The sequence below is a fragment of the Duganella sp. BJB1802 genome, assembly GCF_013369445.1.
Taxonomy (GTDB): Bacteria; Pseudomonadota; Gammaproteobacteria; order Burkholderiales; family Burkholderiaceae_D; genus Rugamonas; species Rugamonas vulcania_A.
In genome coordinates this window covers 132749-147829 of record NZ_JABWEF010000008.1, presented here as the reverse complement: position 1 = coordinate 147829, position 15081 = coordinate 132749, and the positions used below count along the sequence as shown (strand labels likewise).

Annotated in this window: 13 protein-coding genes; 5 read left to right on the top strand and 8 right to left on the bottom strand. The window is 65.6% G+C overall.

The window, feature by feature from the left end; all coding sequences use genetic code 11:
* Nucleotides 1-21 precede the first annotated feature (21 nt).
* The gene (locus HUX88_RS14650; RefSeq protein ID WP_229219356.1) at nt 22-3054 is read left to right on the top strand and encodes a response regulator; all 3033 of its coding nucleotides are present in this window, start codon (nt 22-24) and stop codon (nt 3052-3054) included.
* Here HUX88_RS14650 and HUX88_RS14645 read toward each other — a convergent pair.
* Entirely contained in the window at nt 3051-4355 is a 1305-nt protein-coding gene (locus HUX88_RS14645; protein WP_176362247.1) for an amino acid deaminase, read from the bottom strand. The two genes, HUX88_RS14650 and HUX88_RS14645, sit on opposite strands and share 4 nt — an antisense overlap.
* Complete coding sequence (locus tag HUX88_RS14640) at nt 4352-5548, bottom strand: hypothetical protein (protein WP_229219355.1); 1197 nt, start codon at nt 5546-5548, stop codon at nt 4352-4354. The genes HUX88_RS14645 and HUX88_RS14640 overlap by 4 nt, the downstream gene beginning before the upstream one ends.
* A 140-nt stretch (nt 5549-5688) precedes the next feature.
* Here HUX88_RS14640 and HUX88_RS14635 point away from each other — a divergent pair, with 140 nt between their 5' ends.
* From HUX88_RS14635 to HUX88_RS14625, 3 genes are all read left to right on the top strand, one after another.
* Nucleotides 5689-6384: an SDR family oxidoreductase gene (locus tag HUX88_RS14635; RefSeq protein WP_176362246.1), complete on the top strand. Its 696-nt coding sequence runs from the start codon at nt 5689-5691 to the stop codon at nt 6382-6384.
* 95 nt (nt 6385-6479) lie between these two features.
* The gene (locus HUX88_RS14630) at nt 6480-7394 is read left to right on the top strand and encodes a polysaccharide deacetylase family protein (RefSeq protein WP_373886800.1); all 915 of its coding nucleotides are present in this window, start codon (nt 6480-6482) and stop codon (nt 7392-7394) included.
* Nucleotides 7395-7449: 55 nt separating this feature from the next.
* On the top strand, nt 7450-8727 hold the full coding sequence (locus tag HUX88_RS14625) for an aminotransferase class V-fold PLP-dependent enzyme (protein WP_117010891.1): 1278 nt from the start codon (nt 7450-7452) through the stop codon (nt 8725-8727).
* Between the two features lie 27 nt (nt 8728-8754).
* Here the strand turns inward: HUX88_RS14625 and HUX88_RS14620 are convergent, their stop codons facing one another.
* The 6 genes from HUX88_RS14620 to HUX88_RS14595 form a co-directional block, all read right to left on the bottom strand.
* Nucleotides 8755-10128 (bottom strand): amino acid permease, encoded by a 1374-nt coding sequence (locus tag HUX88_RS14620; RefSeq protein ID WP_176362244.1) that lies wholly within the window; start codon nt 10126-10128, stop codon nt 8755-8757.
* Between the two features lie 72 nt (nt 10129-10200).
* A complete protein-coding gene (locus tag HUX88_RS14615; protein WP_176362243.1) occupies nt 10201-10641 on the bottom strand; it encodes a RidA family protein in 441 nt (146 codons plus the stop codon).
* Nucleotides 10642-10685: 44 nt separating this feature from the next.
* The gene (locus HUX88_RS14610) at nt 10686-11912 is read right to left on the bottom strand and encodes an ATP-binding protein (RefSeq protein ID WP_176362242.1); all 1227 of its coding nucleotides are present in this window, start codon (nt 11910-11912) and stop codon (nt 10686-10688) included.
* A gap of 6 nt (nt 11913-11918) precedes the next feature.
* On the bottom strand, nt 11919-12812 hold the full coding sequence (locus tag HUX88_RS14605; protein ID WP_176362241.1) for a lipopolysaccharide assembly protein LapB: 894 nt from the start codon (nt 12810-12812) through the stop codon (nt 11919-11921).
* Nucleotides 12809-13270 carry a hypothetical protein gene (locus tag HUX88_RS14600; RefSeq protein ID WP_217916334.1) on the bottom strand — a complete coding sequence of 154 codons (462 nt, stop codon included), beginning with the start codon at nt 13268-13270 and terminating at the stop codon, nt 12809-12811. Before HUX88_RS14600 ends, HUX88_RS14605 begins: the two co-directional genes overlap by 4 nt.
* Nucleotides 13271-13343: 73 nt before the next feature.
* Nucleotides 13344-13685, bottom strand: a complete 342-nt coding sequence (locus HUX88_RS14595) for a hypothetical protein (RefSeq protein WP_217916333.1) — start codon at nt 13683-13685, stop codon at nt 13344-13346.
* Between the two features lie 142 nt (nt 13686-13827).
* Here HUX88_RS14595 and HUX88_RS14590 point away from each other — a divergent pair, with 142 nt between their 5' ends.
* Nucleotides 13828-15036 (top strand): cyanophycinase, encoded by a 1209-nt coding sequence (locus HUX88_RS14590; RefSeq protein WP_176362238.1) that lies wholly within the window; start codon nt 13828-13830, stop codon nt 15034-15036.
* Nucleotides 15037-15081 lie beyond the last annotated feature (45 nt).

Here is a 15081-nt window from a genome sequence, read left to right as displayed (position 1 = left end):
AAGCCAGCAGCCCACAGTCCCTTGCCATCGCTCCGCTCGCAAATCTACACGCTGGTCTGGGCGTGCGCTTTGCCGGCGGTGGTGGGCATCGGGCTGCTGGCCCAGCACTTCTACGAGCGCGAACGCACGCAGATCCAGCAGGAGTCGCTGATCACCGCGCGGGCGCTGATCCAGTCGGTCGACCGCGATCTCAACACCGGCATCACCATGGCGCTGGCGCTGGGCAATTCGCCCAGCCTCGACAACGGCGACCTGGCGGCCTTCCACGCGCAGGCCAGCAAGGCGCTGCGGCCCGAATTCCCCGGATTTAACTTCGTCCTGAGCGACCGCGACTCGGTGCAGCTGCTCAACACGGTGCGTCCGTACGGCCCGAGCATGCCGGACCCCGCCAGCCTGGAGCGCATCAGAAAGGTGTTCGATACCGGCCAGACCGTGATCTCCGACGTGTTCATCGGCGGTGCGCTCAAGCGGCCGCTGGTCGCGGTGCACGTGCCGGTGGTCAGGGGTGGCAAGGTGGTCTACTGCCTCTCGGTCGCCTTCGTGCCCGAGCGCCTGGGAATGATACTGAGGGAGCAGCGCCTGCCCGCAGGCCGCGTGGCCGGCATTTTCGATTCGCGCGGCGTGATCGTGGCGCGCACGCGCGACCCGGAGAAATTTGTCGGCCAGCCCGGTTCCCCCGCGCTTGTGGCCAGCATGGCCGGCGGCGGCGAAGCGGCCATCGAGTCGGTTACGTTGGACGGCACGCCGGTGTATTCGATGTACAGCCATTCCAAGCTGTCCGGCTGGGCGGTGTCGATCGGCGTGCCGCGCAGCGAAGTGCTGTCGGAGATGGTCGCGTCGATCCGCTGGATCGTGCTGTTCCTGGCCGCGCTGCTTGGATTGGGCGTGGCCGCCGCATGGTACCTGGCGCGCCGCATCGACGGCTCGGTGAGCGCGTTGGCATACGCGGCCAGTGCACTGGGCAAGAACGATGATATGCGACTGGACCAGGTGCGGCCCGCGTTCCGCGAAGCCGACGACGCCATCCGCACCTTGCAGTCGGTGGAGTCGGAACTCCAGCAGTACCGGCATCGGCTTGAAAGCGTGATCGAAGAGCGCACCTTGCAGCTGCAGTCGGCGCAGCGGGAGGCCATCGACAAGGAGCTGCGCACCCGCACCGTGATGGATAACGTCGGCGACGGCATCGTCACCATCAACAAGGATGGTGTCATCGAATCGTTCAATCGCGCGGCCTGCGGTATTTTTGGCTACACGCCGGAGGAGGCGATAGGCGCCAACATCACAAGCATGATGCCCGAGTCCATCCGCGGCGCACACCTGGCAGGCATGGCGCGCTATTTCGCCGGCGGCGCACCAACGGTGGTGGGCAAGAACAGCGTCGAGTTGCAGGGACTGCGCAAGGACGGCACCACGTTTGCGCTGGAGCTGTCGATACGGGCGTTGTTCGTGGAGGGCCATCATCTGTTTGTCGGCATCGTGCGCGACGTCACGGAGCGCAAGCGGGCGGAGAGGGAGCTGCGGGTGGCGATGGAACAGGTGCAGGTCGCCAGCGCGGCCAAGGATGTCTTTGTGGCGAACATGAGCCATGAACTGCGCACGCCGATGAATGCGGTGCTGGGCATGGCGCACCTGCTCAGCACCACCGGCTTGTCGCCGGAACAGGCCCGGTATCTGGAGATGATACGGGCATCGGGGCAGACGCTGCTCGGCATCCTGAACGACATCCTCGATTTCTCCAAGATCGGGGCGGGGAAGATCGAAGTGCATCCGGTGCGCTTCCTGCTGGACGAGGTGCTGCATTCGGTGGCCAGCATCATGAGCATTTCGGTCGGCGATCGCAACCTGGAGCTGTGCGTGGGCGTGGAGCCGGACGTGCCGCGCGCGCTGATCGGCGATGCGCTGCGGCTCCAGCAGATACTGGTGAACCTGACCGGCAACGCGATCAAGTTCACCGAACATGGCGAGGTGTCGCTGCTGGTGGAGCGTGGAGAGGACGAGGGCACGCTGCGCTTCACGGTGCGCGACACCGGCATCGGCATGAGCGGCGAGCAGCTGGGGCGTTTGTTCTCGCCGTTCACGCAGGCCGATTTGTCCACCACGCGCCGGTTCGGCGGCACCGGCCTGGGGCTGACCATTTCCAAGGACCTGATCGAGCTGCTGGGCGGCTCCATCGAGGTAAGCAGCACGACCGGAGAGGGCAGCGCCTTCTCCTTTACGCTGCCGTTGAAGCAGGCGGGCGACGCCCCGGCCGCGCAACCCGGCCAGCGCAGGCACCTGCTGGTGGTGGACGACAATCCGACCAGCCGCTCCTTCCTGTCCAAGGCGATCCAGGCCTGGGACTGGACTTGCGACGTCGCGGCCTCGGGGCCGGAGGCGCTGGCGTTGATACGCGCCGGTCACGCCTACGACGCGGCGTTGGTCGACTGGCAAATGCCGGGCATGGATGGCCCGGAAGTCATGCTTGCGGTGCGGGAGGAATCCGGCAAGCCGGTCATCTGCATGGTCAATGCCTACGGCCGCAGCAAGCTGGTTCAGGACATGGACGGCGTTGGCGCGCCGGTATTCCTCACCAAGCCGGTCACCTCGTCCAGCCTGCACGATGCGGTGCGGACCGCGCTGGCGCACAGCGACAGCGATGCCGCCGCCGGGCCGGTCGCCGACGATCAGCAGGCGCTGCGCGGTGCGCGCATACTGCTGGTGGAGGACAATCCGATCAACCAGCAAGTGGCGAAGGGCATACTGGAACATGTGGAGGCCGTGGTGACGGTGGCGGAGAACGGCGAGCAGTCGCTCGCGCTGCTGCGCGGCGGTCTGCAATGCGACCTGGTGCTGATGGACGTGCAGATGCCGGTCATGGACGGCTACACCGCAACCCGCGCGATACGCGACGAGCTGCGATTGACGATGCCGGTGATCGCGATGACGGCCGGTGTGATGGAGTCCGAGCGTGAGCAGTGCATCGCCGCCGGCATGGATGATTTCATCGGCAAGCCGGTGGACGTGGAGCAGATGTTCGCCATCATCGCGCAGCACCTGCGTCCCGCAGCGGCCTAGAAGAAGGTGTTGACGGCGCGCTGTACGCGGTAGTCGTCGTCCACCACCAGCATCAGCGGCCATTTGTCGAACGTGGTGCAGGGATGCGAGATGCCGCAGCCTATCAGGTCGCCCACCTCCAGCGCGTTGGCGTGGTCCGCCGGCAGCCGCAGGTACGCGTGCTGGTCGTTCATCTTCTCGATGCGGCATCCGTCGGGCAGCTCGGAGGGCGTGCCGGCGCCGGGACGGTGCGAGACCAGCGCGCGCGGAAGCTCCATGTCGTAGGAGGCGTCGCGCTTGCCCATGCCGAGTATCGCCAGCGTCGGCTCCGGGCGCGACAACACCATGCTCCACACTTCCAGAGCGGGCCGCAGGCCCTGGCCCGGCGCCAAGCCTTCGCGTGCGTTCAGCTGTTCGATCAGACCGTGGTAGAAACCATGGTCGTTGGTCAGGTAGCAGCCGCTGCGCAGCACCGGCAGCACGGGGCGCGACAGATCCTTCACCTGCGCGAAACCGCTGGCGACGAAGTCGAAGTACGCGGAACCGCCAGCCGACAGCAGGATTTCACCGCGCTTGAACAACTGCGCGGCGTCGGCCTGGCGTAGGAGATCGGAGAGTTGGGTGACGAACTGGCGGACATCTTCGTGATCCTTGTTTCGGTCCGGGCCGACCAGCAGGCCCTCGTAGCCCTCGATGCCGGCCAGCTCCAGCCCCGGCGCGGCAGCTATTTCGCGTGCCAGCGCAAGGGCGTCTTTCATGCTGCGGCAGCCGGCGCGCTTGCCTGCCAGGCCCAACTCCACCAGCAGCGGCAAGCTTCGCGTCATGCCCGCTTGCTGCGCCGCCTGCGACAGGCGCGCAACCCCTGCGCTGGAATCGACCAGGGCGAAGAATTCGAACGAAGGATCGTCGCGCATCAGCGTCAGCATGGCCCGGATGTCGGCCGGCGCCACCAACTGGTTCGCCAGCAGGACGCGGCGCACGCCGTAGCGGTAGGCGATCTGCGCCTGGGACGCCGTCGCCAGCGTCATGCCCCAGGCGCCGTTCGCCAACTGCGCGTCGAACAGCTGGGGGCTCATGGTGGTCTTGCCGTGCGGGGCCAGCTGCACGCCGTACTGGTCACAGAAGCCGCGCATCCAGCGCAGGTTGTGCTCCAGCGAGGAAGCCTTCAGCAGCGCGACGGGAAAGCTGGTGTCGGCATCCAGCACGTTCCACTGGCGGGCGCGGATGTCGCCCTGGCGCAGCGGCTCGGTGATCGGCAGACCCTTGACGCCGGGGTGCAGCAGTTGATTGTCCAGTTCCAGCATGGCGGCGGTGCGTGTCAAGTGTGGCTCCTTGGTTCGAAAGATCGGATGGCGGCGCCCAGCGCGCGCAGGCGGTCGCGGCGCAGCATGCCGTAGTTGTAGAAGCCGACGTGGCGTATGCCCATGTCCCGCAAGCCTTCCAGCGCCGCCGGCAGTTGCGCGCCGTCGGCCAGGTCCGGTGGCCCGGGGCGCAGGATGGCGCGTATGCGGTCCGGCGTGCCGATGCGGCGGATGCAATCCCAGGCGTCGCTGCGGACGGCGGCGGCATCGGCTTCGTAGAACGGAATCTCCAGCCAGTCGGCCACGCCGGCCAGCGCGCGCAGGTCGGTGCCTTCGAGCCAGCTTTGCGCGGTCGGCCGCTGCACGGTTGCCACCACGGCCAGCTGCACCTGCGCCGGCATGGCGGCGCGGATGGCGCCGACCAGCTGCGTCACGCGCCGCTGCCGCAGGCGGTTCAGCGCGGCCAGGTCCCCATCCTCCAGCAGATCGGCGGCCAGCCACGCGGCGGCCTGGCTGGGCGTGGCGTCGACGGGGGCGTCGAGATAGCTGTCGATGTTTTGGCGGATGCGGTCGCGCAGGCCGTCCATGTCGATGTCCGCCGCCTTGCCTGCGGCCATGCAGGCGTCGCAGAAGCACAGGCCAAGCATGGAATCGAGCCAGAGGTTGCCGCGCACCTGGGCGAATTCGTGGTGGTAGTCGTGGGCGTAGGGCAGCCAGCCAGGCGTTTCGATCACCACGCTGGCGACGCCGCGCGCGGCCACGTCGGCGCTCAGCGCGACGGCGTAGTCGAACACCGCTTGCCGCATCGGGCAAAGGCTGTACAGGTAGCCGTCGCCGTGGGCATTGCGGGCTGTGTATTCGGGGTGCGCCGCGCCGAGGTGGCTGTTGTGCAGCAGGACGGTCCAGGCGTGCACCGCGACGCCGCCGTTGGCGACCAGTTTGGACAACACCTCGCGCAGCGCCGGATCGGAATGGGCTTGCGGCTTGATCTCGCCGTAGCGCGCCAGATCGGGTTCGAAGTAGACCACGCCGTCCTCTGGGAAGACGACACGCGGGCCGCTGGCCGCGTGCGGCCGCAGGAATTTGCCGGCGTGGTAGCTCACGGCCAGCGTTGCGCCGTTCATGCCCAATGCGCGGGCCTGGTCCACAAAACGGTCCACGTCCGCGACATCCCACGGATAGCAATACAGCGAGGTGTTGTTGGGTGATTTCATGCGCGTCATTTTAGCGTAGGGCCGGTGATCGCGGCGCATCTTCAATCCTGCGTTGAAGGTCATTCAAGGTCCGGGCCAATTATCAGGCGCCTCCTTCAGCGGGAGAATGGAATGGTTCGCACATTCCTTGGGAGTCAAGCATGAAAGATCAGACAGTGGTTGTGGTAGGGGGCTTGTCCGGCATCGGGCTGGCGGTGGCGCGGCAGGCCGCTGCGGCCGGCGCGCGCGTGATCGCGGCGGGCCGTCGTGCCGTGGCGTCGGACTTGCCGTCCGGTGTCGAAGCGCGGCAGCTGGACGTGGAAGACGAGGTGGCGGTGCAGCGCTTCTTTGCCGATATCGGCGCTTTCGATCATCTGGTGTCGACGGTCGGTCCGGTGATCGCGTCCAGCCGCCTGTCGGACCTGAATGTGGAGGACGCGCAGGCGGCCTTCAACGTCAAGGTCTTTGGGCAGCTGCGGGTGGCGCGCCACGGTGTGCGCCTGATTCGTTCCGGCGGTTCCATCGTGCTGACTTCCGGCCTGCTGGCGCGCAAGGCGGTGCCGGGCGCCGTGGTCAAGGCGAGCATGAACGCCGCCGTCGAGTCCATCGGCAAGACGCTGGCGAAGGAGCTGGCGCCGGTGCGCGTCAATGTGGTTAGTCCGGGGATGGTGGAAACCGGCATGTGGGGGCCGATGTCCGAGGCCGAGCGCAAGGCGATGGCGGAACGCGCGGGCGCCGGCCTGCCGGTTGGGCGGGTTGGCCAAGCCGATGACTTGGCCCAGGCTTACATGATGCTGATGCAAAACGGTTTTATGACCGGAGCGGTCGTCGATGTCGACGGCGGCGGTTTGTTATAAGGAGATTCAAATTGAAGAAAACCCCGACTGCGGCGCCTCAACGCCGCCAATTCCTGACCCAGGCCGCCGGTGGCGCGGCCTTGCTGGCCGCCGGCATGACGCAGGCCGTCCAGGCGCAGAATCCGGCGTCGGCGACGGCCGCCGCTCCAGACTCCGCAGGCTTCTGGCCGAACGGTGCGCGGCTGGTGATCTCGATCTCCATGCAGTTCGAAGCGGGAGGCCAGCCGCCCAAGGGCGCCGATAGTCCCTTCCCCAAGGTCGACTTCCCGGCCAGCGTGCCGTCGGATGCGGCGGCCAACACCTGGTTCGCCTACGGCTATCGCGAAGGCGTGCCGCGCATGCTGGACCTGTGGGACAAGCATGGCGTCAAGGTCACGTCGCACATGATCGGCGAGGCGGTGCGCCACCATCCGGCGCTGGCGAAGGAGATCGTCAAGCGCGGGCATGAGGCGTCGGGCCACGGACCGCGTTGGAGCTCGCAGTACGCGATGAGCCGCAAGGACGAAAAGGCCTTCCTGGTCGCCGGCCGCGACATGGTGCGGCAGGAGACCGGCGAAACAACGGTCGGCTACAACTGCAACTGGCTGCGCCGGGGGCCGAACACCTTGTCGCTGCTGCAGGAGCTGGGCTTCATCTACCATATCGATGATGTCAGCCGCGACGAGCCATTTATCGAACAGGTGAACGGCAAGGATTTCGTCGTCGTGCCGTACACGCTGCGGAACAACGATATCCTGTTGATCGAAGGCCGCAACTATTCGCCGCAGGCCTTCCTGGCGCAGATCAAGGGCGAGTTCGACCAGCTCTACGAGGAAGCCGGAACGCGCCGCCGCATGATGTCGATCAGCGCGCACGACCGCATCAGCGGCACGCCGCAGATGGTGCGGATCTGGGACGAGTTCCTGACCTACGTGCGCAGCAAGCCAGGCGTGGCCTTCATGCGCAAGGACGATATCGCCCGCTTTGCGCTGGCCAGTCCGCTGACGGTGCGCGAGAGCGAAACCATCTGAAAACCGCTCCTGTCGGTGCTATATTGGACGCTTCCACAGGCCGACAGGAGTACGCATGCTCACACGCCGCAATTTCTTCCATGCAGCCGCCGGCGTTGCCGGCGGTTCGCTCATCTCGCAGCCGGCGCTGGCCGAGCTCCCGCCCAGCACCGAGGCCCAGCCCCGCAACGAAGCCTACTGGGCCAAGGTGGCCGCGCAATATGATCCGGCGCCGGATTTCATCAATCTGGAGCAGGGCTACTTCGGCATGATGGCGCGCCCGGTGGCCGAGGACTACAAGCGCAATATCGACTACCTGAACGCGAACACCTCGCGCTTCCTGCGCCAGCAGTTCGACGGCGCCGGCATGGATGCGATACGGGCGCGGATCGCGGCGGCGGTCGGCGCCGACGTGTCGGAGATCGCCATCACGCGCGGCGCCACCGAATCGCTGCAAAACCTGATCGTCAACTACAAGCACGTGAAGGCCGGCGACACGGTCATGTACGCCGACCTGGATTACGACGCCACCCAATATGCGATGAACGAGCTGGCGCTGCGGCGCGGCGCGCAGACCGCCGTGGTACGCATCCCCGAACCGCCCAGCCGCCAGGCCATCCTGGACGCCTACGCGGAGGCGATGCGGCGCCACCCGCGCACACGCCTGCTGCTGCTGACCCACATCAGCCACCGCACCGGGCTGGTGCTGCCGGTCGCCGAGTTGGTGGACATGGCGCGCCAGCGCGGCATCGACGTCATCGCCGACGCCGCGCAGTCGTGGGGTCAGACCGATTTCATGGTGGCGGACCTGAAGGCGGACTTCATCGGCTTCAATCTGCACAAGTGGCTGGGGGCGCCGCTGGGCGTGGGCTTCATGTACATCCGCAAGGCGCGGCTGCCGGACATCGCGGTGCACATGTCGGACCAGGACTATGCGGCCACCGACATCCGTTCCCGCGTCCATTCGGGCACGGTCAATTCCGCCAACACCATGACTGTGCCGGCGGCGTTCCGCTTCCACGAGCAGATCGGCGTGGCCAATAAATCGGCGCGGCTCAAATACCTGCGCAGCTACTGGGTGGAGCGTGTACGCGGCGTCAAGGGCCTGCAGATACTGACGCCGGACGATCCCGCCATGTACGGCGCCAGCACCTCATTCCGCTTCGACGGCAAGACCGGCAAGGAAGACAACCAGCGCCTGGCCAGGCGGCTGATGGACGAACACGGCATCTTCACCGTGTCCCGCAATGGACCCGTGGGCGGCAGCTGCGTGCGCGTGACGCCGGCGCTGTTCACCAGTCCAATTCAGCTGGACCGGCTGGTGCAGGCCATCGAAGCGCTCAGCCGGAGCTGAACCGGCGCAGCAACCCAGCGCCGTTGCTTAGGACTCGGCTTGACGGGGCGCGGCCACCGCGTTTTTCTGGCGTATCCAGTAACCCGCGCCCAGTACCGCCAGCCACACGGGGATCAGGTAGACCGACAACTGCAGGTCCGGCGTCAGGTACATCACCACCAGGATGCCGGCCAGGAAGGCCAGGCACAGGTAGTTGGTGAGCGGGTAGCCCAGGCTGCGGAAGGCGGTGGCCTGGCCGTCGGCCTTCTTCTGTGCGCGGAAGCGCAGGTGGATCCAGCTGATCATGCCCCAGTTGATGATCAGCGCCGACACCACGAGGCCCATCAGGAAGCCGAAGGCCTTGCCCGGCATGAAGTAGTTGACGACCACGCAGATGCCGGTCGCCAGCGCCGAAACGCCCAGCGCCGCCAGCGGCACGCCGCGCTGGTTCACCTTCAGCAGCAGGCGCGGCGCGTTGCCTTGCTTGGCCAGGCCGTACAGCATGCGGGTGTTGGAATACACGCCGCTGTTGTACACCGACAGCGCTGCCGTCAGCACCACGGCGTTCAACGCGTGGGCCACCAGGTTGCTGTTCAGCGCATGGAAGATCAGCACGAACGGGCTGCCGCCGGTGACGACCTTCTCCCACGGGTACAGCGACAGCAGGATGCCCAGCGCGCCGATGTAGAAAATCAGGATGCGGTAGATGGCCTGGTTGGTGGCCTTGGGGATGGTGCGCGACGGATCGTCCGCCTCGGCGGCGGTGATGCCGATCAGTTCCAGGCCGCCGAAGGAGAACATGATCACGGCCATCGCCATCACCAGTCCGCCGATCCCGTTCGGGAAGAAGCCGCCGTGCCGCCACAGGTTGGCCACGGTGGCCTGCGGGCCAGCGTCGCCGGAGATCAGCAGGTAGGCGCCGAACACGATCATGCCGACGATGGCCGCTACCTTGATGATGGCGAACCAGAACTCCATCTCGCCGAAAGCCTTGACGTTGGCCAGGCTGATGGCGTTGATGACGACGAAGAAGGCCAGCGCCGACATCCACGTCGGGATCGCGGGCCACCAGTATTGAACGTAGATGCCCACCGCCGACAGCTCGGCCATGCTGACCAGGACGTACAAGACCCAGTAATTCCAGCCCGACATGAAGCCGGCCAGGTGGCCGCAGTATTTGTCGGCGAAGTAGCTGAACGAGCCGGCGACCGGTTCGTCGACCACCATTTCGCCCAGCTGGCGCATGATGAAGAAGGCGATCAGGCCGGCCACGCCGTAGCCGAGCAGCACCGACGGCCCGGCCATCTGGATGGTCTGTGCGATACCCAGGAACAGGCCGGTGCCGATGGCGCCGCCCAGCGCGATCAGCTGGATATGCCGGCTCTTCAGGCCGCGTTTGAGTTCATTCTTCCCATCAGCCATCGAATCCCCTAGGGTGGTAAGCAAAGACGACGATTCTAATGCAAAAGCGTATCTGCGCTATATCAATTTCTGCTAGCGGCGTGGCGCGTAGGCCATGCATTCGACTTCGACCTCGCCACCCAGCGCCAGGCCGTTGGCGCCCAGCGCGCTGCGCGCCGGCAGGCGTGCGGGCTTGAAGTAGCTGGCGTAGACCTTGTTGAAGTCCTCCCACTTGGCCATGTCCGCGATCATGATGGTGCACTTGACCACGTCGTCCATGCCCAGGTTGAAGCCCTTGAGGATGACGGCGATGTTGTCCATCGCCTGCTTCGACTGGGCCTCGAAGCCCTTGACCAGCCCATTCGGCCCGGTGCCCAGCTGGCCGGACACGAACACATAGTCGCCCGCGCGCACCGCCAGCGAGAACGGGCGCCCCGGCTCGTTGCCCTTGTTGTAGAAGTCGATGCCCGAGGCGGCGCCGGAGGCGCACAAGGCCAGCATGCAGGCCAGCTTGGTCAGGTGTGTACGTGTCATGGCAATCTCCCTTATGGCCTGCATTGACGAACGGCCGGCGCTTGCTACAGAAACTTGGTCTTCTTCAGATATTTTTCCACATCCCGATAGCTGTCGTCGCTGCCGGAATAGCGCACCAGGTTGCGCGCGGTCTTGAGCCATTCCACGGTCGACGGCTGCATCAGGTCCAGCGCATACGCCATGTCCGCCGGCCCGATGGGGCGCTCCGGATTGCCGGCCAGGATGTCGTGCAGCGTGCTTTCCTTGGCCAGGTCGATCAGGCCATCGATATCGGCGCCCGAATAGTGCGGCGTGGCGGCCACCAGCGCCGGCACGTCGATGCCTTCGACCGGGATGTCGCGCAGCTTGATGTCGATGATGTGGCGGCGCGCTTCTTCGTCCGGCGGCGGGACGAACAGCTGCCGCGCGAAGCGGCCGGTGCGCTTCATCGCCTGGTCCACGTCCCACGGCATGTTGGTGGCGGCCAGGAACAGCACATCGCGGTTGTCCCGTTCGAAGCCGTCCAGCTGCGACAGGAACTCGTTGACGATGGTGCGGCTATGCTCACTCTGCGCCTTGGAGCGCGAGAACGCCAGCGCATCCAGCTCGTCGAAAAACAGCACGCATGGTTTCTGCGCGCGGGCCTTTTCGAACAGCTGCGCCAGATTGCGTTCGCTCTCGCCCATCCACATGTTGAGCACTTCGCTGATGCCGACCGAGACGAAGGAAGCGTTGCATTCGCTGGCGATGGCGCGCGCGATCATGGTCTTGCCGCAGCCGGGAGGCCCGTACAGCAGGATGCCGCCGCCACCGCTTTTCTTAAACTTGGCGAACAGGCCGGGGCGCAGGAACGGTTCGATGATGTGCAGGCGCAGCGTCTTTTTCAGCTCCTCCATGCCGCCGACGTCGGCGAAGCGGACCTGTTGCGGCGACTGGGGCCGCAGCGCGGCGACGTTTTGCGCCGGCCGCACCAGCGACAGCGCCGGCGCCGACGCCGGCTGCGCGCGCTGGGCCAGGTTCTCCAGCGCTTCGATCGGTTCGAAGCCGGTGTGCTGGCGCGCCGCCACGTAGGCCACCAGCGCCTCGCCTTCGCGCTTGAGCGCCAGCAGCGCCTGGGCCTTGCCGCTGAGGGTGTCGGCGTCGATGCGCTGGCGCTCGGCCAGCTCGAACTGGGTCAGCGCGGCCTGGGCGTCGCCGCCGTCGAGCAGCAGGTGCGCGTAGGCGAGGCGATGACCGAGGTTGAAGGGATCGGTGACGAGGGCGGATTCGAGTTCTTCGCGTTTCAGTGCCATGCTGTTTTAAAGTCCTGCGCGGCGTTTCAGCCAGCGCGTTAAGAGGGGAGGATAGAGCCAGGAATAGGCGCAGTATCCGAGGATGGTCCAGGTGGCGATGCCGGCGACGGTGGGCGCGTCCTTGCGGATCAGGTTCATCGCCAGCAGGGTGATGAAATAGAACGCGGCCGAGGCGCCCCAGCCCCAGCGATTCAGCGGCCATAAGGGCAGCATGCTCCAGTGGCTCAGCGCCTCCAGCTTGACCACCAGCTCCAGGATCTCGGTGGAGTGCGGGTAAAGGTGCAGCAGTTCGATCGCGATGCGCTTGGCGGCGCGATAGTGCCCGCGGCTCACCAGGTGGCTGACCAGCATGCGCGCCGTGGTCTGGCTGTCAGGATGGCCGCGCATCAGGTTCGCCAGGCTTGCGGCTTCGGCGCCGCGACGGCCGTCGATGATGTCGCCGATCAGGCAGGCGGTCAGCGCGAGTTCGTCCTCCGGGTCCAGCCGCAGCGCTTCGCGCGCCAGTTCCTTGGCCTTGTCGATATGGAGCGTGCGGTACATCAGCATCGCGTAGCGCGCGTACTGGAAGGCTTCTTCGGGATATTCCCGCAGCAGTTCGATGATGAGAAGCTCGGCCTGTTCCAGCTCCTCGCTGTCTTCGAACACGTTGATCAGCAGCGAGCGGGCGGCGTAGTGCAGCGGCTCCCGCGCAAGGATGGCGTGCAGCGTCTGGCGCGCCGCCTCCTTGTCGCCGGTCAGGTAGTCGATGTGGGCGGAAGCGAACAGCAGATGGCTGTCCTCGGGATACTGCTGCAGCGCTTCGGACAGCGTGGCGCGTGCCTGCGGGTAGCGCCGGCGCTCGATCAGGCCATTGAGCTGGATGGCGTAGTCGCGGGGCGAGAGTACGGTCGTATCGCTCATGCGGCACCCCGAAGCAGCAGGGCGGCCACGCCCACGGTGGCGGCGTAGCCGAGCACCGTGCTGGCGATGGCGGGTATCCAGGGCGAGGGCGCTTTGCTGCCGAACAGGGTCGCCGAGCGGTGCTGTTTTTTATGCAGCAGGTAGAACAGGCCGCACAGCGCCAGCGCGAGGCCGCGCGACAGGAAGCGGGTGGTGTCGCTGCCCAGTTGTTCCCGCAGCCACGCGAAGTAGGCCACATCGCCGCGCGTGCCGTAGACCAGCAATACGAACAGGATGATGGCGATGAGGTAGGCCGGGATGTCCAGCGCGCGGCGCAGCCGCCAAGAATTCAGCGTCGAATACAGGATGATGGCGGCCGGACCGCCGAGAAACGCAACGAAGAAGCTCGATCGGATCGAATACAGCGAGACCGGCGGCGCCGAAGCGGACAGCGAAGGAGTAAGCAGGTGTTCGCGCATAAAGGTGGTATAAAAAGCAATCACCTATGGTACCAAATTTCGCTGGGGTAGCCAGGGATTTGTGAGCTGCGGATTAGTTTTCCCCAGTCTTGCGGTGATGCGGGCTTGCCTGGTTTTCCACCGCCATTGCATGCTGCGCCTCTTCCCTTGCTTTGGCGCGGCGTCTTTCGGCTTCTTCGATCTGCATGATCTGCCGTTCCAGCAACTGGATGGTGCGTTCCACGTCGATGATTTCCTTGGATAGTTGCAGGCGAACGGCGGGGTCGGTCTCGTTTAACATCTGCTTCTGGAGTTGCTCCGCTCTTTTTCGCAGCGTCTTGATTTGCTTGAGAATCGCGTTGATGTGGTCATGCGCGCTGCCGCCCAGTTCCATTCTGCGCGCGCCGCCTGATGTGATGCTGGATACCATGAACATTCTCTCGGTTGGTTTTTTATCATGGTAGTCGATTTTGCATGTAACTTCCAGTCATCTGAAAATTGGTTACCATATGCGCCGCAAATATCAGTATGCTTACGGTCTTTCGGATGGAAACGGAAAAACAAAGAGGAAAAGTTGAATGAGGTGGTTTTGTATTTTGCTGTTGGCGGCCCTGGCCTGGTGCGCGCAGGCTGGCGCTGCGGACCTTGCTCCACAAGGCTCGCTGGTCATCGTCGGTGGAGCGCTGCGGTCGGATAACGCGGTGGTGTGGCAGCGTATTGTGCAACTGGCCGGCGGCGCCGGCGCGCGTATCGCGGTGCTGCCGTCGGCGGCGGCGAATCCTGAAGGTTCCGGCGCCCATCTGGCAGACTACCTGAATCATTATGGCGCGTCCGCCTTCGTGGTGCCGCTGGCCGTGCGGCTGCGTAATCGCGATTACCGCCGCGATGCCGAGGATGCGACGCTGGCGCGTTCGATCCGCGAAGCGGGCGGCGTCTATTTTTGCGGCGGCGACCAGGCGCTGATCACGCAGGCCCTGGTGCGCCCGGACGGCAGCCGCAGCGCGGTGCTGGAGGCGATATGGGATGTCTACCGGCGCGGCGGCGTCATCGCCGGCAGCAGCGCGGGCGCGGCGATCATGAGCAGCACCATGTTCGACAGCACCAGGTCCGTGTTCGGCACACTGGCTCAAGGCGTCAACGATGGGCGCGAGCTGGCGCCTGGCCTGGGCTTTATCGGCAAGGATATTTTCGTCGACCAGCACCTGCTGGCGCGCGGACGCTTCGCCCGCATGCTGCCGGCCATGCTGAAGAAGGGCTACAAGCTGGGACTGGGCATCGACGAAAACACGGCGATGGTGATCAACGCGGCGCGCGAGGTCGAGGTGCTCGGCTATCAGGGCGCGCTGCTGATGGATCTGTCGCAGGCGGCGGTCGACCCGGGGGCCAGGGACTTCAACATTTCGAATGTGCGCGTCAGCTACCTGGATCGCGGCGACCGCTATAACCTGACAAGCCGCCAGTTCACGCCATCGGCCGACAAGGTGGAGGGGGGCAAGCTCGATCCGCAAAAGCCCGCAACGAGGGCGCCGGTCTACACGTCCGACATCCTCGGCCACAACGCCGTGCTGGTGCTGATGGAAAAGCTGATCGACAATTCACAGACCGAGGCGACCGGCATCGCCACCGCCGGTCCGGGCGAGGCGCGGCAGGAGCTGGGGTTCGAGTTCCGCTTCAGCCGTCTTGCGGACAGCATCGGCTACGCATCCGCCACGACGGAGGGCTATTCGATACTCAACCTCCGGCTCGATGTGCGGCCGCTGCAAATTACGCGTCCGTGGTATAAATAGGCCGCTTGTTTAGCGGCGGCGCTAAACAAGTAGCTATCGACACGG